Annotated in this window: 19 protein-coding genes; 1 reads left to right on the forward strand and 18 read right to left on the reverse strand. The window is 42.7% G+C overall.

The genetic code is table 11. The features are described 5' to 3' along the window. Positions 1-2 precede the first annotated feature (2 nt). The 18 genes from tcpF to P5Y91_RS01480 all read right to left on the reverse strand — a co-directional run bounded on the left by tcpF (position 3) and on the right by P5Y91_RS01480 (position 21,880). A complete protein-coding gene (gene tcpF, locus P5Y91_RS01390) occupies positions 3-2,450 on the reverse strand; it encodes a conjugal transfer ATPase TcpF (protein WP_000331160.1) in 2,448 nt (815 codons plus the stop codon). Next, on the reverse strand, positions 2,434-2,826 hold the full coding sequence (locus P5Y91_RS01395; protein WP_000723888.1) for a conjugal transfer protein: 393 nt from the start codon (positions 2,824-2,826) through the stop codon (positions 2,434-2,436). The genes tcpF and P5Y91_RS01395 overlap by 17 nt, the downstream gene beginning before the upstream one ends. Positions 2,827-2,914: 88 nt before the next feature. Further along, entirely contained in the window at positions 2,915-3,412 is a 498-nt protein-coding gene (locus tag P5Y91_RS01400; RefSeq protein WP_000342539.1) for an antirestriction protein ArdA, read from the reverse strand. Positions 3,413-3,528: 116 nt separating this feature from the next. Then, on the reverse strand, positions 3,529-3,750 hold the full coding sequence (locus tag P5Y91_RS01405) for a hypothetical protein (protein WP_001009056.1): 222 nt from the start codon (positions 3,748-3,750) through the stop codon (positions 3,529-3,531). A gap of 42 nt (positions 3,751-3,792) precedes the next feature. Continuing rightward, positions 3,793-4,998 (reverse strand): MobT family relaxase, encoded by a 1,206-nt coding sequence (mobT, locus tag P5Y91_RS01410; RefSeq protein WP_000398284.1) that lies wholly within the window; start codon positions 4,996-4,998, stop codon positions 3,793-3,795. A gap of 177 nt (positions 4,999-5,175) precedes the next feature. Then, positions 5,176-6,561, reverse strand: coding sequence for an FtsK/SpoIIIE domain-containing protein (locus tag P5Y91_RS01420; RefSeq protein WP_000813488.1), 1,386 nt, complete (start codon positions 6,559-6,561; stop codon positions 5,176-5,178). A 28-nt stretch (positions 6,562-6,589) separates the two neighbouring features. Beyond that, on the reverse strand, positions 6,590-6,976 hold the full coding sequence (locus P5Y91_RS01425) for a YdcP family protein (RefSeq protein ID WP_000985015.1): 387 nt from the start codon (positions 6,974-6,976) through the stop codon (positions 6,590-6,592). Positions 6,977-6,991: 15 nt separating this feature from the next. Then, positions 6,992-7,306 carry a YdcP family protein gene (locus P5Y91_RS01430; RefSeq protein WP_000420682.1) on the reverse strand — a complete coding sequence of 105 codons (315 nt, stop codon included), beginning with the start codon at positions 7,304-7,306 and terminating at the stop codon, positions 6,992-6,994. Positions 7,307-7,802: 496 nt separating this feature from the next. Then, complete coding sequence (locus P5Y91_RS01435; RefSeq protein WP_277838791.1) at positions 7,803-8,387, reverse strand: DUF1307 domain-containing protein; 585 nt, start codon at positions 8,385-8,387, stop codon at positions 7,803-7,805. A 129-nt stretch (positions 8,388-8,516) separates the two neighbouring features. Then, entirely contained in the window at positions 8,517-9,515 is a 999-nt protein-coding gene (gene galE / locus P5Y91_RS01440; RefSeq protein ID WP_070594975.1) for a UDP-glucose 4-epimerase GalE, read from the reverse strand. A gap of 64 nt (positions 9,516-9,579) precedes the next feature. Then, on the reverse strand, positions 9,580-11,052 hold the full coding sequence (gene galT / locus P5Y91_RS01445; RefSeq protein ID WP_277838792.1) for a UDP-glucose--hexose-1-phosphate uridylyltransferase: 1,473 nt from the start codon (positions 11,050-11,052) through the stop codon (positions 9,580-9,582). Positions 11,053-11,064: 12 nt separating this feature from the next. Then, positions 11,065-12,243, reverse strand: coding sequence for a galactokinase (locus P5Y91_RS01450; RefSeq protein ID WP_442478248.1), 1,179 nt, complete (start codon positions 12,241-12,243; stop codon positions 11,065-11,067). A 239-nt stretch (positions 12,244-12,482) separates the two neighbouring features. Continuing rightward, complete coding sequence (locus P5Y91_RS01455; protein WP_277838793.1) at positions 12,483-14,894, reverse strand: glycoside hydrolase family 3 N-terminal domain-containing protein; 2,412 nt, start codon at positions 14,892-14,894, stop codon at positions 12,483-12,485. Between the two features lie 125 nt (positions 14,895-15,019). Continuing rightward, positions 15,020-16,462 (reverse strand): sucrose phosphorylase, encoded by a 1,443-nt coding sequence (gene gtfA / locus P5Y91_RS01460; RefSeq protein WP_277838794.1) that lies wholly within the window; start codon positions 16,460-16,462, stop codon positions 15,020-15,022. A 254-nt stretch (positions 16,463-16,716) separates the two neighbouring features. Then, the gene (locus tag P5Y91_RS01465) at positions 16,717-17,550 is read right to left on the reverse strand and encodes a carbohydrate ABC transporter permease (protein WP_021153463.1); all 834 of its coding nucleotides are present in this window, start codon (positions 17,548-17,550) and stop codon (positions 16,717-16,719) included. Between the two features lie 13 nt (positions 17,551-17,563). Then, positions 17,564-18,430, reverse strand: a complete 867-nt coding sequence (locus P5Y91_RS01470) for a carbohydrate ABC transporter permease (RefSeq protein WP_023022883.1) — start codon at positions 18,428-18,430, stop codon at positions 17,564-17,566. Between the two features lie 13 nt (positions 18,431-18,443). Further along, the gene (locus tag P5Y91_RS01475) at positions 18,444-19,703 is read right to left on the reverse strand and encodes an extracellular solute-binding protein (protein ID WP_003007827.1); all 1,260 of its coding nucleotides are present in this window, start codon (positions 19,701-19,703) and stop codon (positions 18,444-18,446) included. A gap of 14 nt (positions 19,704-19,717) precedes the next feature. Beyond that, the gene (locus P5Y91_RS01480) at positions 19,718-21,880 is read right to left on the reverse strand and encodes an alpha-galactosidase (protein ID WP_277838795.1); all 2,163 of its coding nucleotides are present in this window, start codon (positions 21,878-21,880) and stop codon (positions 19,718-19,720) included. A 159-nt stretch (positions 21,881-22,039) separates the two neighbouring features. Here P5Y91_RS01480 and P5Y91_RS01485 point away from each other — a divergent pair, with 159 nt between their 5' ends. Beyond that, a complete protein-coding gene (locus tag P5Y91_RS01485; protein ID WP_155124799.1) occupies positions 22,040-22,873 on the forward strand; it encodes an AraC family transcriptional regulator in 834 nt (277 codons plus the stop codon). The last annotated feature ends 28 nt before the right edge of the window (positions 22,874-22,901 follow it).

A 22,901-nucleotide genomic window follows, 5' to 3' on the forward strand; every position in this document is an offset into this window, starting at 1 on the left:
ATTTACACCTCTTTTCGCACAGGTGGTCTGGTATCAAAGGCATGGAGCAGTTCTTCAAATACAGGGTGGAACTGTATCACACCGACACGACCATATAAATCACTGATAAGGCATTGCCCGTTTTCCAAATCACGCAATCGCTTCTGATTGTTTTCGTCCTCTGGGTCTACACCAAAAAAGGCTAAGGTCTTTTTAATCTCGTTAAGGTCAGTGGAACGAAATGCAAATTTTAAGCCGAGGTTATTTTTCAGTTTTTCATCTAAGAGGTCGTCTGTATTTTGGGTCACGAAATATACCCCAGCGTTCATAGCACGACCAGCCCGAACCAGCTTCATAGATAGTGTTTTTCCTTGTGCTACCTGTAAAAAGCTCCATGCTTCGTCTAAATCTACAATCTTGAAAATGCTTCGGTCTGTATGGATAAAGTCTAAAGCAAAGGTACTAATGACAATCAGCATAGCAACGGATAAAAGCTCCATAGTGGTATATTCCTCAAAGGAAGTTTCCTTGTCGGGAAGTACCAAGTCCGCAACCTGTATAATGTTCAGTTGTTTTTCTAAGCTGATAGACTGCTCCACATAACCATTACTGAATAATAAATGTGCAAAGTCATAGTCTGTAAAACTTTCGATATGGTCGGCTATACTGGTACTTAGTGGCGTATTCTCAACCCGTAATTCCTCAATCACTTTCATCAACCCTCGTACTTCACTATTGGTTACTGCACGAATGGCTTTTCTAAGGATTGGGAAGCGTTCCCCATCACGAGAGGAAATCCCCGTAAGGAATGTCAGAATATCAATAGCCAGTGATTCAGAATCTTTGGGATTTTTCATAATCACATAAGGGTCAAGTAAGCCTTTGTTTTTCTCATCAGAAGTCAGAGTGACGATATTGATTTCATGGGAAATCTCTGGCAAGGTTTCTTTCCATCTGCCACGTTCTGCTTTTGGGTCTACAATCACTGCTTGTGCCCCATAAAGCACCGCATAATAGACGATAAGGTTATTCGCAAAGGATTTACCACCACCCAGCGAACCAACAAAAGCCGACGCTAACGCATTGGTTACTGAACCCTTAACCCCTTGACTGGCAAGAGCAGGTTTCAGATAGACATTGCGTCCAGTATCTAAGCTGTAGCCAACATAAATCCCCTCATTTTCCCCCAGCATTTGAGTAGCACCAAAACCTAAACCAGCGAGGAAATCAGAGGTCACGTATTGAATATAATCATTCATATAACGCTTGCTGGCAGGTAAAAATTCTTCATGTAAGCCGAGCATATCCCCAAATGGTCGTACCAGTTTTACGCTTAAATCGTCATAAAAATCTTTCACTTCATTACAACGACGTTTGAGTTCGTCAAGATCATTTGCTGATACCCTTACCACATAAGACAGCTTGTACATAGATTCCTTGCTTTGGTCTAAATTGGTTTCCAGCTCATTCACACTTTCCAGAGCTTCCGCCACATTGGAGCTGGTTTCATTATCACTTTGCCAAGCGTGGTTATCCAAGTCTTTCAGTTCTTTCTTTTTATTGCGGACAGTAGATAGGGCTTTACGATTCGCTACAATTTCCACATTCATTGACGTATCAATCGGGAATGTAAATTGCTGTTGCTGGTAGTAGAAGATTTCAGAGGACGGGAAGTCCAGTTCTCCGACAATGCTGTTAATGGTAAAGTAAGCTACATAGACGGTTTCATCTTCCTGCTGGATTTTCAAATATCGCTGTTTTTCTTCCACCAAACAGCGAGTAGGCTTAATCAAGTCATAGTATTTAATCAGCGTTTCATTATCCAGCTTTTTCTTTGATAGATGGTACTCATACTCTTCATAGGCAGTGCCTGTCTGTCCGTAAAGGTGTTCAATCAGATAGCCGAAGTCGTCCTTATCTAACCTGCGGATTTTGAAACGACGAGAGATTTTATTTTCTAAGAGCTTTTCCATCTTCTGAAAACGCAGGATTTCATCATTACTCATACTAACAAAATCGCCCATCAGCTTATGGTTCACATCATAGACAAAATCAGACAAAGCATTTTTTGCTTCAACGGTAAGACTTTTCATAGAAAACTCCTGATCGTTGAGAAGCAACTTAAAGCCGATAAAGAAACGGTAGTTCACTTGATTTTCGCCAATCATGGATATTAAAGCGTCTGTCTGTTGGTCGATTTTGTCATAGGCAACCGCTTTGAGCTTGCCAGTGACTTCATTTTTGGAACGCTCTTGTGCAGAACGTATGCTGGATTCTGTACTGATTTGTAAAGCATGAATTTTGCCATCACGATTTTGTGCGATAAGCTGTCTGAAAGAATCATGCACTTGTATTTTCTGTTCTGGACTTAGAAATGAGTAATTGTAAGGAACAAGCTCATAGTAAGCATAACATTCCCCGTCTTTATTCCAGACGAGATTGTTTTCAATGTATTTAATTGGATATGCCATAAAATTCACTCCTAACTGCTGTAATGGCTTCTTGTGGCTGGTTTCTGCCAAGCGTTACTTTTTTTCCTGCATAGGTCAGCTTTGGTCGCAGTGCATAAGCAATGACAGACTTCAAAAATCCATAAGGCTTTTTACCATCAAAAGTTTTTGTAGACATAAACCATGTGAAAGCCACAGGAATCCCAAAGTATTTGAGAAATGCTCCCTCTATCATGGAAAGAGGGGGCAAGTTGCCAAGTATCATCACTGCAAAGAGTGACACGACAAACCATGTCATTTGCGTAAAGGTTATGGGAAACGGAAGTCTAAAATCATTGATAGAATACAGTACCTTTTCCACAGACCAGATACTGGTATAGCTTCGTATTTTCTTCATGTAATCAATCCTTTCATAAAAAATAGGGGTAGCTGATTGAGCCACCCCGTAAAATAGAAAATCTGCCAGTAGTAATGTACCGACAGATTTAATAGACGATTTCAAAAATCCCATGATTGGTTGAGATAAACGTTCCTGAAAGGTCTAAATCCCGACCATAGGCTTGATAATCAATATAGTTTTGAAGACTAGCTGGTACTTCGCCTAAAGCACCCGTTTCTTCAATGTAGTAGCGTGCCACGTCATACATATCATCACAATCGGAATGAATGATAATATCCTCTTGATGTTCGCTTAGTTCTTCAATGCTTGAAAAATGAGTGAGCAGAGCAGATAGCTCCGATTGTAATTCTTCGGGTAATTCCGATACCATTTCCCATAGTCGATTGAGTTCGCCAATGGAAGTGTATTCGTCAACCGTAAAGGGTAACTCGTAGTCATGAATGGCGTATTCCTCATATTCATCATTCAAGCCGATTTTCTCTTTGACTTCCTCAAAGTCAATGGGAAAGGTAAACCACGCACCGACCAATTCGCCCTCATTGTATTTGCCTAAATTCGCAATATAGACTTGCATATCGTCCATATATTCACGTCCTTTCTTTGTAGAGATTCAAAAATCCCTACCGCACTTCGTTTGGTGTACCATTCCTTTGCGGAACATAAGAAAACCACTTATATTCCACAAAAGAACGGTTTTATTTAAGCACCAATAATGCGATTGAATAGCTCTAGTAAAATGTCTTTTACTCCAGCAGCGTTGAAGACTAAGCCAACCGCAATAATCGCAATAATTAAAAAGCCAATCAGTTTGCTAAACTCACGCTTGAAGCCAAGATACAAGCCAATCACAACGATTGCTAAAAGCACCAGTGATTGAGCGTTTGATAGAAACCAGTTATAAAGGTTTTGTCCAAAATTCATAAAAATGTTCTCCTCTCTATATTCAATGAATTTGTATTTGAGTTATTTTTTTGTTGTTATCACGTCCTGTTCTTTTACTGACTGTTGCTTCAAAATCTGCTTGTGTCGGTCTGTCAGTTTCGCATGGTCGAGAATGTCTTTTACAACCTGCGTCTGGTTGATTTCATCAAGTTTAATCGCAACCTTTAAGGTCGGGGCAACTTGATGAGATAGCCAGTTCAGCGTCCTTTGGAAGGAGTAAGGCTCTGGTTTTGTGGTTAGTTTTAATCGTTCACGATTGTTCCCAATAAACCAAGCCCATTCTTCATTCAGTTTCCAATCAGAACGAGGTTTGGAATCGTCTTTATCTACAAAACGGATATACCGATTGATAATTTTAAAGGCGGTATGCTCTGGATTGTCATAGACGAGTAAATCACGGACTGCATAATAGGCACGCTCATTTTTCAATCGAATCTCAAAACGGTTTTTTACTTCTGCGTCTTCAATGGGAATATCATTTTTCTTGTACTGCTCGTAGTCCTTTTCATAGATACAGAAATAAACTTCACTTTGTAATGAACCGATATAGAGGGTGTTTCCCATACATTCCTTTTCCTCTTTGCGTACCAGTTCGCCACTGCGATAGCTTTTAAAACTGCGGAAGACGGAGATACATTCTTCCTGTTGGCACTTTTCAGTGAGTACAGGGATATTCAAAATCCCTGTCTTATCGTTAATGGCAAGGTCAAGGCGTTTCATCACACCGCCAGCCACCAAAACGTCCATAAAGAACTCATACCAGCTTCTTTGTTGTGCCAGAAGATAGCTTTCAAATTGTCTGCACCCACGACCTTTCAATTCCACCAGAACTCCTTTGTCCAGTTCATGGGAGCAAAGGACGAATATGTCGCCTAAAGCATAATGCTCTGAATAAGAATAGAAACCATAGTCCTCATGAAGAAAATAGGACAGTTTCAGTTGTAAGATGTTTTCGACCACCTGCTGTACGTCTGTTGTCGGAAAGCGAATCCTTACATAATCAAACAGCATTTCAAGGGGAGCGTCGGGATTGAAGCGTTCCAGAGCTTCCCAAAGGGACTGCTGTAAATCCTCTGATGGCTTGACTTTTCCTGTTTCAATATCGCTTAGATACTGCCTTGTAATACCAGTCGCAACAGCTAAACGGTTTTGAGATAGTCCATAAGCCAAGCGTTTTTCTTTTAAATGCTGTAACCAAGTTTGTTCATTCAGTAAAAATCCCTCCAATCAAAAAGGCGTATGTCAACTTTTAAAGCCCATTTGACATACGCTGAAATTTTGTAAATCCCTTGTAACCAAAGGATTTTCTAATGTTTTTTTGACTGTTTCCTGTCGATTTGTACCCCCCTGTTAGAAACGGGGGGTTAAGTGCTGGCGTGGCTATTGCCACACCAGCCAGCAAGATCAGTCCACACCTGCGACTTCCGCTTCGCACGTCGCCTGCGTGGACTGTCTGCTGTTGGATAACTTTTTAATTTCCTCCAAGAAATCATATCCTTTTGGTACAAGGGGAGTATAAAACTCTGATATGACACTTGTTCCTACATCAACATAGCCACGACCTTTGATTCGCTTTAAGAAGAAATCCTTTTGTACGTCACTGCCAAACATCATGCCATAGCCCATTTCAGACATACGACCTAAAGCCACTCTGAAATTAAACTGATCACGGATTCCGTCGCCTAAATATTTTGCGTCTGGACGTTGACAAGCCAGTATTAGAAAGAAGCCAGCTTGACGACCTAACATGACAATCTGTTTCAGCTTATTCATAACTGCGGTGTTTTCTTTTGTTCCCAGCATTTCCATGAAAGCGACGTATTCATCAAAGATTAAGAAGTGTGCCGGGAGACCTAAGTAAGCATAATTTTTGCCAGTCTTATAGTTCTTCATCTGCTTCATTTCCTCACTACGTTTCATCATTTCTTCATAGAATGTTTCAATGCAAGAAAGCAAGTCTTCTTTTCTATAGTAGACATTTGCCATCACAGAACCTAAGTCCGCAAGGTCAGCATTTTTCGGGTCAAGAATATACAGTTTTGAATCTGTATGAAGCAAGGCTTCAATCAGTGTCAGTATAAAGTAAGTTTTACCGCCACCTGTACCACCAGCAATCAACATATGAGGGAGCTTATCATATTCCCACCATACGTTTTTCATTAAGCGAAGTTTACCATCTTTAGCTTCTACTTCATCAATAGAAATACGACTGGCTATGGTGTCATAGAGCAAAGTATATTCCACATAGGAATCCTTTAACTCTTTATCCGTCAGCTCACAGTACAAGCCACTCTCTAATTTCTTTTCCAAGTGTAAGAGTTGGTCTTGATATTTTCCCAGCGTGATTTCCACCCGTATCTGTATCAAGCCATTTTTAAGTCGATAATACATTTTAGGGAAGTAGGTTATCTTTTCCTTTGTACGACCAGCACTATCTTTAAAGAAACCCTCTGTTTTGACCTGTTCAGATTCATACCACTTGTTTTCAAGTATCATCTTTGCCAGTTTTTGACGGTGGTAAAGTTGTTTAACCGTATCATAGCGAACCCGTTTGAATACAAACGCTACCAGCAAGCAGATAAGAATTGCGACACTGAAACTGATAATTAAATAGGGAATGTCAATCTTATCTGCTTGTGATAGGTTAAAATCCTGCCAGTTGATCTGCTGGATTGTCTTCACATGAAACAGTCCGACAACCAGCAGGAAAACAGGCAGGAGTGACGCTATCGTAAAATGAAAGACTAAATCTTTACCAGATGGGCGAATCCTTTTACCACGCTGTTTCATGCGAAAAAGTCTCCTTTCTACCTAGCGACTATTTGTCTTGTGTCGGTTCTTTCTTTGCTTGTGGTTGAGCTTTGAATGAACTAGAATCCTTTGTCAGCACAATATCGTCTGCCTTGATATACCAGTCAACATCTGCTCCTTGATAGGTGGCAGTAGCAACGGTGTCCGCAATGGGATTGATAAGTTCCACCCGTGCGTTATAATCAAACTCTTTCAAAGGCACGCTGGCAGGAATACTTACTTGAATCATGCGTCCTTGTCCTTTGGATTTTAAGTCATAGGTACGTTCCTTGATTTCATCTGAAACCGACCCGTCTTCATTTTGGATTCTCACTTCACGACGTAGAGCAGAGAATTTCAATTCTCCAAAAGTCGTGTCTTTATCTAATACAATGCCATTTGCTAATCTCATCATTTTTCCTCTCTTTCTTTATTCTTTTATCATGTCGTCAGCATGTAAAAGGTAATTTGTAAAACCACGAGTGCCGATTTTGTAGCCCTCTGCGGTAATACGTGGATTGACTAACTTCACACGTTCCTCAAAGCCGAAATGTTTTTCGCCAGCTTCAGCAGGAAGCACCACCACAATATCATCTGCTCTTTGAACATCAGAATAGAGATTATAGCTTCTTGATAAGACAGTTAGCCGTCCGTTGATTCTTCGCTGAACGACTTTATCCTCGCCAGCAAATTCTAAATTGCCGAATGTTTTTTCCATGTTGGGAATCACAAATTTAAGTTCCATATTTTTACCTATCCTTTCTTTTTTATTGGCTGAATGAATGTTTGATGGTCTTAAAGAGTGGGGAACGACCTTTTGATTCTTGATTTTTTGTTTTCATAAGTTCACTTCCTTTCAAAATCGGGTAAAAAAATAGACACCTCATTTTTTGAAGTGTCTACCTATTAAATATTCAAATTTTATTGGAAGTATCTTTATATCTTCACTTTTCAAGGATAAATCGTCGTATCAAAGCTCATTCATAAGTAGTAAATTAGTAGTAAATTGAGTGGTTTTGACCTTGATAAAGTGTGATAAGTCCAGTTTTTATGCGGATAACTAGATTTTTATGCTATTTTTATATAAAAAAAACCTCATTAAGTACTGCTATTTTTGCATACAACAGTAAAGTTAAATTTCTTTAATCTTACTTTTCCTTAAATCCTATTCTACCAAAATATGCCCATGAATTCATACCAAAACAAAAAAGAGCAGCAAACTGAGCTGCTCTCTATTTTGTTTATTTTTCTACCATTCCACCCTTGATAAGACTGTCTTTCGTTACTGAATAACTAACTGTTTTGTCATCTAACGGATTAAAGCCTGGGACGATTTCTTTTAATTTATTAAAATCGATTTTTGTGTAATCAATGGTATTGCGGATATAAAAGATTCCGTCCTTGTATTCTGATGTCAGTTCAAATCCATGGCCCATCAGATCTTTAAATTTTTCTTGGCTCTTAGCAACGGCTTCTTTCATGGTTTCAAGAGGGTTCTCACCAGGAACTTTTGAGACATCGTAATCATCAACTTTTTCTTGTAATAACAAGGTATCTCCCTTGTAATACAAGGTGATGGTTGACTTACCTGCTTCATCACTCGTTTCAAGAACGGTTTTTTGTGCACCTGCTAGTGCATCTTCTTTTTTGCTTTCATCAGTTGATGACTCTTTTGTCTTCTCTTTAGCGGATGATTTACCTGTTGCCTTACTCGTCGCTTTAGTGGACGATGGACTAGTAGATTTCGTACTCTCTTTTTGTCCGCAACCAGCTAAAAGAAGACCCGCAGTCAAGAAGACGGCTAACAATTTTGTGGTTTTATTCATTTTGAATCCCTCACTATTTTATGATGGTTAAGGAAATGACTGATTTCTGAAATGAGTCATTTAGCAAGATCAACTGTCGTTTTAGATGTTATTAGAAAAGCCTCAAAAATGATGTTTGCAGTCCCCTCCTTATCGATCATTGTAGCCATCTGGGTGGCTGGAATGCCAAGCCCAGGCTGTTTGGATGATGGTTTCGATATTATCAAATTTTGGTTGCCAGCCAAGAATTGCACGCGCCTTCTCAGATGATGCGATCAGGGTATCTGGATCTCCTGGTCGGCGATCAGCAATCTCAAGTGGGATCGGATGTCCTGTCACCTTGCGGGCTGCTTCAACGATTTGAAGATTGGAGAATCCAGTCGATGAACCCAGATTAAAGGCGGTCGATGGGTTGCCATTTCGGAGATACTCCACGGCAAGCAGATGGGCATCTGCCAAGTCAAATGGATGGACATAATCCCGGACATTGGTGCCATCTGGTGTCTTGTAGTCATCCCCAAAAATAGAGATCTTCTCGCGTTTGCCTTGGGCTACTTGTAAGACGATTGGCAAGAGGTGGGTCTCTGGTCCGTGGTCTTCTCCGATCGATCCATCTGGCTTAGCACCCGCTACATTAAAGTAACGAAGAGGCACATACTTGATGCCGTAGGCTTGATCGGCCCAGCGCATAATGGTTTCCATCATGAGCTTGCTTTCGCCATAAGGATTAATCGGCTTTTGTGGAGTGGTTTCAAGAATCGGAATTTCTTCTGGAATACCGTAAGTGGCAGCCGTTGAAGAAAAGACGATATAGTGCACTCCACATTCATGCATGACTTCCAAGAGTTTGACCATGCCAGCTGTATTGTTGTCAAAATATTTCAATGGATCTGCCATAGATTCCGCAACCAGTGAATAGGCCGCAAAGTGGATGACGGCGTCAATATCTGCATGTTCCTTAAAAACAGTGCGCATAAAGTCTTGATCCGCCAGGTCTCCTTGGTAAAAGACGGCATCTGGATGCACCGCTGCACGGTGGCCTGTGACCAGGCTATCGACCACGACGACTTTTTCCTGTCCTTCATTAACCAAGCGGTCCACCATATGGGAACCGATATAGCCAGCTCCTCCGAGTACGAGTATTGCCATTTATTTTCCTTTCGCTTCTTTGTTTTCTCTCTTATTGTACCAAATTTCTGCCTCTTCTCCACACTTAAAGTGTCGCAACAAAGCGTCTAAAGGCTGCTTGGCCTTCTGCTGTTCGCTTGTAGACACCGGCATCTTCGAGCACGCGCGCAAAGATTTGACCAACTGATTCACGAACAACAGCTTCTGCCTCTGCTTCGTCTGTGATGGATGGGTGAGTAGCTTTCAAGTCATCTGCCCAGTCTTGGTGGTAACTAGCCACACTGCTTTCACGTCTAAGTAGATAGTCTTGAACCTGCTTGAGCTCTTCCTTGAGTCGAGGTGGCAAAATGGCTAGACCCATGACCTCGATCAGGCCGATATTTTCTTTTTTGATGTGTTGCACATCCGCATGCGGGTGGTAAATGCCATCGGGATGCTCTGGTGAGGTTTGATTGTCACGGAGCACCAAGTCCAGTTCATAATGCCCATCGCGGATTCGTGCAATGGGGGTAATGGTATGATGGGGTTGACCGTCAGATGTGGCTAAGACTTGCACAGCTGGATCCGAGTAACCTCGCCAGCTTTCTAAGATATGGTCTGCCAAGTTAATCAGCTCTTCCTTGTTATCTGACTGCAGACGCAAGACTGACATTGGCCAACGAACGATGCCCACTTGAACCTCTTCGAAGCCAGGAATGGTAAAGGTTTGGTCAAGCTCTGCCAGCTCCATAGGGAAGGTGTGGCGTCCGCCTTGATAATGGTCATGAGTCAGGATGGATCCCCCTACAATGGGCAGATCTGCATTGGAGCCTGCAAAATAGCCTGGGAAAGTCTCTACAATGGTCAAAAGTCGTTCAAAGGTCTTGCGGCTAATGGCCATGGGAACATGCTGGCTATCGAGGAAAATGCAGTGTTCATTGAAGTAGGCATAAGGGGAATACTGGAAGCCCCAATCATGACCGTCCATGTCAAAGCGGATGATCCGATGATTGGCACGGGCAGGATGGTCTAGGCGACCTTGATAGCCTTCATTTTCAAAGCATAATTGGCAGGCTGGATAATGACTAGCTTTAGCCAGCTTCGCCGCTGCAATGTCTTTAGGATCTTTTTCAGGTTTTGACAGATTGATGGTGATTTCAAGAGACCCATAGGGAGTTTTTGCTTCAAAGGCAATGTTTTGTGCAATCGCCTTGACCTTGATGTAATCATTGCGCTTAGAGAGAGCGTAGAAATCCGCAATCGCATCTTCCTTGGACTGACGGTAGTTCTCCCAGAAACGATTGTTGACCTGACTAGGGCTAGGGGTGATCCAATCCATCAACTCTGCTCCCAAGCTGTCCTTTGCGGCCATGCTATCTTGGATCTTACTATTCGCAACAGCGATTTCCACCAGCTGATCTTTGAGTGCGATCAAGTCAGCCTGATGAGCTGGGGCGTTTAGCCCTTCTTCTCCAATGCGACTCATAACGCGGTTTTTTAGATAAATCCGATCCATCTCTTCATAGTCACTTGCCGCAATGACGGCTGTGACAAATGCATCTAATACCTGTTCTGTCATCCTATCTCCTTTTTAATCAAGCACCCGTGTCCCTGCCGCGATCTCTGCAATGTAGAAGCTTGGCGCATAGCCAACAACTTCTTCATAGCGTTTGCCGACAGCTTCTTCAAAGGCTTCAACTTTATCTTTGTTTACGAGGGCGATGGCGCAACCACCAAAGCCTGCTCCTGTCATACGAGCGCCCAAGACGCCTTCTTGTTCCCAGGCTGTATGGACTAAGGTATCCAATTCTAGACCAGTCACTTGGTAGTCATGCTCCAAAGATACGTGGGAAGCATTCATGAGACGGCCAAAGCCTTCCAAATCACCTGCTTCAAGTGCCTTACGAGCTTGGAGGGTCCGTTGGTTCTCAAGTACAGCATGACGAGCCCGTTTGATGCGATTTTCATCCTTGATCAGGTAGCTGTAGGCATCAAAAGCCCAGAGATCCAATTCCCCTAAGGTTTGGATATCCAATTTTTCTTGGAGTTCAGAAACGGCAGTTTCACATTCTGAACGACGTTCATTGTATTTTGAATCCGCTAATTCCCGGCGTTTGTTGGTATTCATGATGACTACGACATTGTCTTTGAGGTCCAGCGGTACCAAATCATACTCTAGGGTGTTGGTATCGAGATAAATAGCCCGTTGGTCCGCTCCCATACCGATGGCAAATTGGTCCATGATCCCAGTGTTAACTCCGATGAAGTGATTTTCGGTTTGTTTTCCGATCTTGACCAGATCTAGACGATCTAACTGAAGATCATATAGTTTCTCAGCGATGACGCCAATCAAGAGCTCAAGCGAAGCTGAAGAAGAAAGACCGGATCCATTTGGAATATTGCCGTAGACATAGACGTCCATACCGCTATCAATGACATGACCAGCTTCTTGCAAGAAGTGGAGCACGCCTTTTGGATAGTTGGTCCAGTTGTGCTCTTTTTCAAAGTGGAGATTTTCAAGTGGAACTTCAATAATCCCCTTGTCTTCAAAGTTTCCTGAGAAGAAACGCAAGACCTTATCCTCACGCTTTCTTGCCGCTCCGTAGGTACCAAGTGTGATAGCCGCTGGGAAAACATGGCCTCCGTTATAGTCCGTGTGTTCACCAATCAGATTAATCCGTCCTGGTGAAAAGAAAGTGTGGTCAGCCTTTTCCCCAAAGACAGCCTGGAATTTTGCTTGTAAATCTTGAGATGTGATTGTTGTCGTCATGAGAAACTCCTTTAGTTTTGTAAACGTTTTTATACTTGTATTATATCTGATCAGAAGTAAAACTTCAAGTGTTTTTAGTAAAATTTTATTAATTTTTTATTTTATGTCCAAAAAGGCTATAACAAAGGTTTTTCCTCTGATTATAACTTCTATTTCACTCTTGCTATTTCGAGTTAATTTTAGTAAAAGTTTACCAAAAAATCTCAATTGGGAGTGACCCAATTGAGATTCTGAATCCTTTAGTGTTTCTTTCTTGGATAGACAAAAGATCCAAGGAAGGTTAAGAGGCTGATGCCCATGAGAGCTAGGAGATTCTCTGTTTGACCAGTTTTTGGCAATACAGATGATGCAGGACTTGCTGACACGCTGACAGGAGCCTGATCAGTGGCTTGTTTCACAGCGATCGGAGTAACTTGTGGACGATCAAGAGTGCTAGCTTTTTCTTGCTTGCTAACAAGGACCTGTGTTCCAGTGTGACCAACCTCTACTGGTTGTGTCTGATGGGTTGGATCTTGAACTGGTGAAGTTGGAACTTGGGTTTCAGGTGTTGGCAATGGTGCAGGTGCTGGATAGAAGAGACCGTGACCAATGCGGTAGGCGTACTCTGTTTCCGACATTTTTCCGTCTACAATTTTTGGAATATCAACCGGTAAGGTACCTAGATGTTCCTTGCCATTGAAGATGACTTCCACTCCTGCAGGAATATTAGGACCAAATGCATTGTCTGGTTTGAGGGATTCCGTTGGATCCATTCCCTTATTTCCATAGACTGCCAAAATGGCTTTGGCTGCTGGATAGTTGGCTACATCATAAGGTTTAGAGATGGAAAGGACAGCTGCCTTTTTATGGTTGGTGTTAGCATAATTGACGATTTCAGTTGGGATCTTGGTACGCCAGAAATTTTTATCCAAATGCCCTTCATATCCAATCTCTGAAATCACCACGATGTGGGTCGCTTTTTCTAGGTCTTCTTTTAGACTATCAAGGGTGGATTCTTTGGTGAAATTCTTGGCTACAAAGGAAGTATCTTTTGGAAGCACTCCGTCAGCAATTAAGCGACGCATACCCAAATTTAGTCCAGGAACTTCGTTTTCAAAAGCTCCTAAGAGTAAGACATGGTCCCCTGTTTGTACCTTAAATGGCAAAGTATTTTCTTCATTTTTTACAACCGTCACCGCTGCCGCTGCAATTTTACGCTCCAAGTCACGATTGAGGCTAGATCCGACTGCTTCCTCTGCTTTTTCAGCTGTTCGAGCACTTGGATCAAAATTCAAGACCCCACGTTTTTCTTTGAGGGTCAGGATCCGGCGAACCGAATCATTTAAGCGCTCTTCTGAGATGTCACCGGTTTTCACAGCATCTACCACCGCATCGACAATGGTATCAATCTTGCTCAAATCGGCTTTACTGCGAAGGGTCGTTGGCATCAAGACCAAATCAACCCCTGCTTTGATGGCCATCTTCACAGCTTCCACCTCACCGAAGTTCTTGGCGATAGCATCCATCCCCATAGCATCGGAGACAATCACGCCCTTATAGCCGTATTTCTTCCGTACCAAGCCCGTTAAAATATCATCAGAAAGAGTCGCTGGAACATAGATTTTCTCACCCGTTTCTTTTGACACGACCTGATCTTTTTCAATCTGCGGGTATTGGATATGAGCCGTCATCAAGAGGTCTACCCCTTCATCCATAGCTTTTTTGAATGGAAGGAGTTCCAATTTTTCAAGTTCAGCAAGAGATTTATCCACCAATGGCAAACCTGTATGTGAATCGACCGCTGTATCTCCATGACCTGGGAAATGCTTGGCTGCCACAGCTACATTGTAGTCCTGAATGCCTTTCATCATCGGAATACCCAAGTAGGCAACCCGGTTCGGGTCAGATGAGAAGGAACGAAGCCCAATCACAGGGTTTTGAGGATTGTTATTGGTATCTAGCACCGGAGCGAAGTCCACATTCAAGCCTAGTGCAGAAAGTTCACGTCCGATAATTTGACCAGCTTCTTTCGCTAGTTTGGGATCATTGGTAGCTCCGATGGCCATATTACCGGGAAGGGCTGTACCCGTACCCAAGCGGTAGACGATCCCCCCTTCTTGGTCGATGGCTAACAAGAGCGGAATTTTGCCATTGTTGGCTTTGTTTTCAATCGCTGCCTTTTGCATGTCTTGCGTCAGAGCCAAAGTCTGCTTGGTTTCTTTGACGTTTTCAGCAAAAAGAATGACGCCTCCAAAATCATATTTATCAATCGCATCTGCTACTTCAGCATTGACCTTGGTGAGATCCTGTGGCGACTCCTGATTGGCCTCCTGCCACTTACGGAAGTCCGGCATGATCATTTGGGTCACTTTTTGTTTGAGTGGCATGTTTTCAATCAGTTTTTCCACTTCAGGAGATGCCGTCTCTGTCGATGTTACCGTTGGGGAGGCAGCAGGAACAGCTGCACGGTCTGTTGTCGTCGGTGTTTCGGCCACTTCTCCCTGATTTTCTGTGGTGCTTTCTGGCGTTGGAGAAGCCACCACCTCTTCTACTGTTGCCGCCGGTTCATTGGCTTGATCCGACGCTTGAGCTGTGTCTGCTTTTGCTGTTTGAACGGATAATAGAGCAAAAGCCGTTAATAGGGCCGCAGATGGATAAATGATTTTTTTCATAAAGCGACCTCCTTTCTTTCAATAGATATTGTACCATTATTTTATAGTTTTGTAAACGGTTGCAATGTATAAAACAGAAAAAGGATAAGCATTTTTTACTTATCCTTTAGTTCGTTCATATTTTTTTAAAACACAATGTCTTGACCATTTTCTGTCACTTGGTAAGTGCCATCAGCAAGATTGATTCGGGCTACTGCTGTGGAAGTTTGGTCTTTATTTTGGCGCGTGATGACAATGGTATGATCATCTGGTGTTTCCACCTCAATGCTTCCTTCTAGGTCAAAAGCTTGCGAGTTGTTCCGGAAACTAAAGAGCTTGAGAAGGGATTGCACGACTGGTCGCTCCACTTCTTGAGCAATTTCTTCATTACTGTAGTAATGACGGTTGATATTGCGGCCTTCTTTGGTGTTTTCTAAGAGTTCCAAATCATTCTTCCCAGCTAAGAATCCAACATAATAAACTTGTGGAATACCTGGTGCAAAGGCTTGAATTAATCGGGCTAGGAAGTACTTACGATCGTCATCTCCAAGCGCTGAATAGTAGGTCGAATTGATTTGGTAGATGTCCAAATTGTTGTACTCTGCTGTGGAATATTTGCGTTTAACATTTGCCCCAACCTTATAAAGCTCATTTGAAGCATAGTCAATCTCTTCATCTGTCAAGATATCCTTGACATCGACCACCCCAATTCCATCATGGGTATCCAGCGTCGTGAACTGCTTCATGGGGCTCATCTTCAGCCACTTGGCAAGGCGCTCCACTTTTGAACTATAGAGGCTATAGAGGGTCACCATTGGAAGCGCGAAGTCATAGACATAATAATCGTGATCAGCAATCTTAAATTGGATGGAATAGTGTTCATGAATCTCTGGCAAGAGCTCAGCACCGTAGCTGGCCGCCATATCGCGCACCTTATCCAACAAATCCCAAATGTCTGGCTCTACGAAGAAATCATTGGTGTCCAATTTCTTCACCGCATAGGCAAAGGCGTCCAAACGAATGAGGTCACAGCCATTGCTGGCCAGGTGTTCGATGGTCTTGCGAATAAAGTCCATGGTCACTTCCTTGGTCACGTCTAGGTCAATCTGCTCTTCCCCAAAGGTATTCCAGAGATGCTCGGTCGTCCCATCCGCAAAAGTGATGGCTTGCTTGGGAGCTCGGTCTTTGCGCTTATAAATCAAGTCCACATCTGCTTGAGTTGGGCGATTCTCTGGCCAGAACTTGTCCCAGTTGAGAAAGAGGTCCTTGTAGGCACTTTGGTCATGCTTCTCTTGGTAGTCCTTGTAGTATTTAGATTGACGAGAAATGTGATTGATCATAAAGTCAAACATAAGATAGTACTTGTCGCCCAAGCGTTTGACATCTTCCCAATCTCCAAAGGCTGGATCCACTTGGTCATAGTCCACAGGCGCAAAGCCTCGGTCACCAGTTGATGGGAAAAATGGCAAGAGGTGAACCCCACCTACTGCATCTCCAAAATATTTCTCCAGATTTTCATAGAGGTCCTTCAGGTTATTTCCTAAGCTATCTGAGTAAGTAATTAACATGGTTTTGTTTTGAATTGGCATAATGGTTTCCTTTTCTTTTTTGAAAGCCAAGTTTTAAGAGACCTGGCTTTCTTGAGTTTTTCTATTTTAAAATTGCTTCCTAGGATACGATTTAAATCAGCAAGCTGAATCGTTACTTTGTGTACAGAATTGAACACGGGACTAATTTCTTAGGAAAAAAGATAAATCTTCTTGTGTGCAAGCACACTACGTCGATTTCCTATTTTTCTACAGAAATTTTCAGCAAGCTGAATCGTCCCTTTGTATCTTATTTCTTATTTCACTGCGCCGTTGCTCATTCCTGCGATGATATGGCGTTGGAAGAAGAGATAGACAATGGTGATACTGATAATGCCGACAACGTAAGAAGCAAAGCTTGGTCCGTAGTCGTTGAAATATTGTCCTGCGTAGTTGTATTGGAACAAAGGCAAGGTCCACATTTTTGAATCCCGGTTCAAGACAAGGAGTGGCAACATGAAGTCATTCCAGAACCAAAGAGCATTGATGATCATAGTTGTCGCATGCATCGGTTTCATCATTGGGAAGATGATACGGAAATAAGTTGTAAACTTATTAGCCCCATCGATTTCTGCTGCTTCATCCAAACTTTCTGGGATAGAGATTTTGATATACCCCACATAGAGAAAGAGGGTCTGTGGAATCGCATAAGTCAAGTAGAGCAAGATCAAACCAAAGGTGTTAGCCAAACCGAGTTTACTCATCATAACTGTAATCGGAATCATGATGACTTGGAAAGGTACGAAAATTCCAAGGATCAAGAGGGTGTACATGATGGTAAAGGCTTTTCTCTTACTCATATTACGTGCGATGGAGTAGGCTGCCATGGGGATAAAGATCATTACTGCAAGTAAAGACAAGACAGTGATGACGACAGAGTTCCAATAATAGCCTCCGATCCCATCAGCCAATAGACGGCTAAAGTTGTCCCATGTGAAATTCGTCGGGAATCCAAAGAAATTATCTACAATATCTTTGGTTGGTTTGAAGGAACTAAAGAGGGTGGCAAGGAGCGGCACTAAAATCAGAACCGATCCTAGAATCAATAGAATATATTTGCCAATCAAGGCTTTTCTTTCATCTTGTTTCATCGTGCTTCTCCTCTTAAATTTCAAATTTCTTAGATACTCTCAATTGGATGATTGAAATCACTACAATCAAGAAGAACAAGATTACGGCAATGGCATTGGCATAACCGAATTGGTTGTTTTTAAAGGCATAATTATAAACCAAGAGCCCAAGTGAGGTTGTGGCATTGTTTGGACCACCACCAGTCATGGCAAAGACTTGGTCAAAGGCTGTAAGCCCACCTTTTAGGGCTAGGATAAAGACCATAGAGACACTTGGTAGCAAGTAAGGCAATTCAACATTCCAGAAGACTTGCTTGCTCGTCGCTCCATCGATTCTTGCTGCTTCTGTAATCTCGGTTGGAATAGATTGCAGACCAGCTAGGAAGATAATGATGGGCATAGCTACTCCTTGCCAAAGAAGGACAAAGACAGCCGCGAATATTGCTCCCCACTTAGTCCCTAAAAGACTGGTTTGGAGAAACTCGATATGAAGTGCATTCCCAATCGCTGGTAGACCGTAGTTGAAGACTTGTTTGAAGATCAACGCCACTGTCAAGCCGGACAAAACTGCTGGGAAGAAAAACCAAGCACGGAAGAAGGTTTGCCCTTTGATTTTAGAGTTTAAGACACGCGCAATGAAGATCCCAAGGGCAATCTCACCAACTACCATGGCAATCGTGATGATTGCAGTAAAGCCAATCGCATTCATGAATTTTGGATCCATAAAGAGGAGCTTAAAGTTGTTCAAGCCAACAAATTTGTAGTTATAGGTCAAACCTGTCCAGTTGGTAAAACTGTAAAAGGCTCCTTGGAACATTGGCACATAGAAGAAAATTGCTTGTAATAAGAGGGGAATGACCACAAAAGCCCATGCCCAATATTTTTGTAATACTTTTTTCATCGTCTCTCTACTCCTAATCCACATCCGCTTTCATCGGGTTAAAGAAGGCATTCAAATCATTGACCATTCCTTGTTTATCACCTGTCAAGACATAGTTCATCGTCAAGGTATGGAAGTCTGCTTCACTGGTCCAGTATTGTTGCAACCACACCAAGTGACGATCCGTAAAGGCATATTTGGTCATCCCAGCAAGCGGTGAATCCTCTCCTGCTTGTTTGACCCCTTCGATCGCTGTTGGAGATCCGTCCACATCATAGTACTTTTGCATGACTTCTGGACGGGTCATGTATTCCACAAAGGCATTGGCTTCTTTTGGATGTTTGGTAGTAGCTGAGATAGACCATGCTAAGTCTCCCGCACCAACAGTTAAGCTTTGTCCTTTTTCTTTCCCTGGAATCATGAAGGTCCCAATCTTAAATTTCGGTTTTTGTTCATTGATCGCTGTAATGGCCCAAGACCCATTTGGTGTCATGAGGACATCTCCACGCGCGAAGGCACCAATAACATCTGTATAGCCAGCGCCTTCCCAGTTCTTTTGCTTAGATCCTTTAATACGAAGGATATCCATGACCTTGATATCATCCTTCATAATCGGATCAGACAATTTAATGGAATTTGGCTGAGAATAACGAAGGTATTGGTTGGCTTCTTTTCCGCCACCTGCTGCTGTCGCAAAGGCCAATTGATTGTACCCATTGAGTGTCCAAGCTTCTGCTCCTGCAATCCCAAATGGAGTTTGTCCTTTGGCAACGATGTCTTTTACCAACTGTTCAAATTCGTCCCAAGTTTCAGGAACCTTCAAGCCCAATTCTTCGAATTTATCTTTGTTGTAGTAGATTCCGTAAGCATTGGCTGTGAAAGGAACGTTGTAGACTTTTCCGTTGACAGCATATTTTTCAGCGTAGCCATTTTTCACACGTTTCAGATAGTCTTTATTGCTTAAATCTTCGAAGACACCCGCTTTCGCCCATTCTTGCAGTTCGATAGACTGTGGGTAAATATTGACCACATCTGGTACATCACCTGCGAGGACACGGGTCTTCAACACCTCACCAGCGTTTGGTACATTGACAACTTTGACCTTGACCTTTGGATTTTCCTTTTCAAAATCACGCGCGATTTCTTCCAAGGTTTTGGTCATTTCTTTTTTCTGGTTGAAATACTCGATGGTCACTGTGCCATCCGCAGATTTACCATCGTTGGAGCAAGCGCCAAGCCCAAACAAGGCTAAGCCTGTAGTCGCAAGAAGTCCGATTTTTTTATACCATTTCATTTGGCTGTCTCCTTTTATTTTTTGACAAAAACATATTGTTTGCTGAGGAAATCTCCCTGAGGAAGAACGACGGTTAAGCCGGCATACATGAGCTCAGCTCCTGAATAGACTTGGTCCGTCCCTTCTAAGCGATAGAGCGCATCTTCTTCCAACCCTTTGAGTTTCAGAGTCGGCTCGATCTCTTCGACCGTTGATAAGACCCGTACATAGGTTACAACCGTGCGGTCTTGATAAGTGAACTGGACGGCTGCTTGATTGCTACCATGACTTGGATTGATCAAGCGGTAGTGTTTTCCGAATTGAACCAGTGGTCGAATCGTTTTGTAATGAGCGACTTGAGCTGCGATCCTATCCAACTCTTCTTGCGGAAGACTGGTTAGATCCAATTCATAGCCTAGATTTCCCATCATGGCTACATGACCTCGCGTTTCAAGCGGTGTCATCCGTCCCATCTGGTGATTTGGAACCGCTGAAACGTGAGCCCCCATAGAAATGGTAGGATAGAGATAACTCGATCCGTACTGGATCGGAAGTCTGGCAATGGCATCCGTATTGTCACTTGCCCAGACCTGTGGGAAGTAACGCATCATACCAAGGTCATTGCGGCCACCACCACCGGAGCAAGACTCAAAGAGGATGTTCTCGTACTTCTCTGTCAAGTAAGAAACCACTTCATAGAGACCCAGGATATAAGCATGAGATTGCATCTTGGTTTCAAGGTAGGTTTTACCATTTCCAAGTTTGGTGATATTGCGGTTCATATCCCATTTGATATAGTCGATCTCATGCTTTCCAAGTATGTCATCCAAGACCTGCTTGATATAAGCCACCACTTCTTTATTGGAGAAATCGAGCACCAGTTGATTCCGTGAATGGGTGTGTTCGTAGCCTGGGACTTGAATAGCCCAGTCCGGATGAGCCCGATAGAGGTCGCTATCAACAGAAATCATTTCTGGCTCCACCCAAAGGCCAAATTGAAGCCCCTTGTCGTGGATGCCCTGGATCAATTCTGCTAGACTTCCTCCTAATTTTTCTTCATTGACAGTCCAGTCACCAAGGGCCCGATTGTCATCATAGCGATTGCCAAACCAGCCATCATCAAGAACAAAGAGTTCGATTCCCACTTTTTGAGCCTCATCTGCTAGCTCCAATAATTTTTCTTTTTTAAAATCAAAGTAGGTGGCTTCCCAGTTGTTGATCAGAATTGGACGTTCTTTATGAGCATAGGGACTAGGAATGATATGATTTTGGACAAATGCTTGACTTTCTTGACTGAGGCCAGTCAATCCCTCATGTGAGTAGCTGATCATGGCTACCGGCGTATCAAAGAGCTGATTTGGCGCTAACTCCCAAGAGAAGTTTTCTGGATTGATTCCCAATCCAACCCGAACTTCATTGAGTTGATTCTTTTGAACAAATCCTTCAAAATTCCCACTGTAGAGCAGTTGGAAGGCAAGGGCTGAACCGGCATCTTCGGTCACTTCATGATCTGCTAGAATAAGGGCAGGAGTCTGGGCGTGTCCAGAAGCACCACGGTTGGAGCTGATGGAGAAGATTCCTTGTTCCACTTGCTGACGGCGGACTGTTTTTTCTCTCGCATAAGCGCCTTGAAGGGTGATGACATCATAGTCACCTGCTGGGACATCGGCCATCACACTGAGGGCCTTGTGGATCACGACGGTTTCATCACTGCAGTTTTCAATTTTTGAAAAACTGGTGATAGTTGCTCGATCCTCGTAAGCCGTGTAATAGAGGGTCAAACGAAGAGCCGCTTGATCATCTTCAAAGACCAAGACCAAGGTTTCAGCACTATCTAGTGTATGTGGATTGGGAAAACCAGTTGCCTCGACACTGCCAGAGTAGATATTGGCTCCGACATAGAGGAAATCCGTCACCTCTGTGGCGCCGTGCTGGATTTGAATAGACGGCTTTCGGAAATCTCCAAGCCCGTGCTGTCCTAGGATCTGACGCTGGGTATCCAAGCTGAAGGTTCGATTATCAGGTGTTGGATTTCCAGAGAAAGCATGATCCTTCTCATGCACCGTATTGGAAAAATGATAAGACGGGATCGGACGTCCCAGATGCTTAAGCATCAGGTAGCCATCTCGATTTTCAAGGATCAGGCTCAGTCCCTTACTTTCTACATAGAACAAATTTTGTTCGATACGAATTGCCATATCTTCCTCCATTGGACCCTAAAAAATCACTATGTATTTTTATATTCAGTTCCAATAACTTTCTTTTTTAGCATGTCTTTATTTTACATAATGTAAACGCTTTCGAAAATAGAATTTTGTTGGACTTATATGGTAAAATGTTAGGTAGGAGGTTTCCCTATGTTAGTCTTTTCTGAATACCAAACCGATACCATTGACCTAGCCCTTGATTTTTATGGCTATGAAGATTGTCCAAAAAACTATGAATTTGGCCCTAGCGTCCGAGATAATTTTGTCTTGCATTTTATTACAGAAGGAAAGGGAGTCTTCCACTTCAATAAAAAAGAAATCCACCTAGAGACCGGGGATCTCTTTCTTCTTCCCAAAAATAAGGTGACCTACTACAAGGCCGATGCAGAAGAACCTTGGTCCTACTACTGGATTGGCATCAGTGGCACCAAGGTGAGTGATTTCATGCGTTTTTCAACCCTGCATGAAAAAGGCTTTTTAAAGAAAACAGAGGTGGAAACAGAAAAGATCGGCCAGTTTATGGAGCGACTCGTCCACAAAGCAGAGGCTTCAAAAATGACTTCTCACTACCAACTCCACCTTCTCTCGCAGATCTATGAACTGCTATTTCTTATCAGTGAAGTGGCTCCCGATATCCATCGGAGCCATCCATCTCCAACCTATCAACTCTACCTGACCTGCAAGCATGTGATTGAGACGCATTACAACAAAGAACACTTGAGTATTCAAGAGATCGCTGATGACCTCAATGTCCATCGCTCCTATCTGACAACTATTTTTAAGGAGTTTCACCAGATCTCTCCCAAGGAATTCTTGCACTCGGTCCGCATGCAGCGTGCCCAACAGTTACTGACCAATACGGACGAAAGCATTAAGATTGTAGCTTACTCGGTGGGCTTTTCAGATCCCCTCTATTTTTCAAAAGCCTTTAAGGCCTATAGCCAACTGACTCCTAGCCAATATCGCAACAAACATAAAATTTAGTAAAATTTTATTTCTTTTTACTAATTTT

It is taken from the genome of Streptococcus taoyuanensis, from assembly GCF_029589235.1.
Lineage (GTDB): Bacteria > Bacillota > Bacilli > Lactobacillales > Streptococcaceae > Streptococcus > Streptococcus taoyuanensis.

Excerpts from the sequence above, each read along its gene's own strand:
- tcpF (WP_000331160.1), bottom strand. The coding sequence starts at position 2,450 with ATGGCATATCCAATTAAATACATTGAAAACAATCTCGTCTGGAATAAA.
- P5Y91_RS01395 (WP_000723888.1), bottom strand. The coding sequence starts at position 2,826 with ATGAAGAAAATACGAAGCTATACCAGTATCTGGTCTGTGGAAAAGGTA.
- P5Y91_RS01400 (WP_000342539.1), bottom strand. The coding sequence starts at position 3,412 with ATGGACGATATGCAAGTCTATATTGCGAATTTAGGCAAATACAATGAG.
- P5Y91_RS01405 (WP_001009056.1), bottom strand. The coding sequence starts at position 3,750 with ATGAATTTTGGACAAAACCTTTATAACTGGTTTCTATCAAACGCTCAA.
- P5Y91_RS01420 (WP_000813488.1), bottom strand. The coding sequence starts at position 6,561 with ATGAAACAGCGTGGTAAAAGGATTCGCCCATCTGGTAAAGATTTAGTC.
- P5Y91_RS01425 (WP_000985015.1), bottom strand. The coding sequence starts at position 6,976 with ATGATGAGATTAGCAAATGGCATTGTATTAGATAAAGACACGACTTTT.
- P5Y91_RS01430 (WP_000420682.1), bottom strand. The coding sequence starts at position 7,306 with ATGGAACTTAAATTTGTGATTCCCAACATGGAAAAAACATTCGGCAAT.
- P5Y91_RS01435 (WP_277838791.1), bottom strand. The coding sequence starts at position 8,387 with ATGAATAAAACCACAAAATTGTTAGCCGTCTTCTTGACTGCGGGTCTT.
- galE (WP_070594975.1), bottom strand. The coding sequence starts at position 9,515 with ATGGCAATACTCGTACTCGGAGGAGCTGGCTATATCGGTTCCCATATG.
- galT (WP_277838792.1), bottom strand. The coding sequence starts at position 11,052 with ATGACAGAACAGGTATTAGATGCATTTGTCACAGCCGTCATTGCGGCA.
- P5Y91_RS01450 (WP_442478248.1), bottom strand. The coding sequence starts at position 12,243 with ATGACGACAACAATCACATCTCAAGATTTACAAGCAAAATTCCAGGCT.
- P5Y91_RS01455 (WP_277838793.1), bottom strand. The coding sequence starts at position 14,894 with ATGAAAAAAATCATTTATCCATCTGCGGCCCTATTAACGGCTTTTGCT.
- gtfA (WP_277838794.1), bottom strand. The coding sequence starts at position 16,462 with ATGCCAATTCAAAACAAAACCATGTTAATTACTTACTCAGATAGCTTA.
- P5Y91_RS01465 (WP_021153463.1), bottom strand. The coding sequence starts at position 17,550 with ATGAAACAAGATGAAAGAAAAGCCTTGATTGGCAAATATATTCTATTG.
- P5Y91_RS01470 (WP_023022883.1), bottom strand. The coding sequence starts at position 18,430 with ATGAAAAAAGTATTACAAAAATATTGGGCATGGGCTTTTGTGGTCATT.
- P5Y91_RS01475 (WP_003007827.1), bottom strand. The coding sequence starts at position 19,703 with ATGAAATGGTATAAAAAAATCGGACTTCTTGCGACTACAGGCTTAGCC.
- P5Y91_RS01480 (WP_277838795.1), bottom strand. The coding sequence starts at position 21,880 with ATGGCAATTCGTATCGAACAAAATTTGTTCTATGTAGAAAGTAAGGGA.
- P5Y91_RS01485 (WP_155124799.1), top strand. The coding sequence starts at position 22,040 with ATGTTAGTCTTTTCTGAATACCAAACCGATACCATTGACCTAGCCCTT.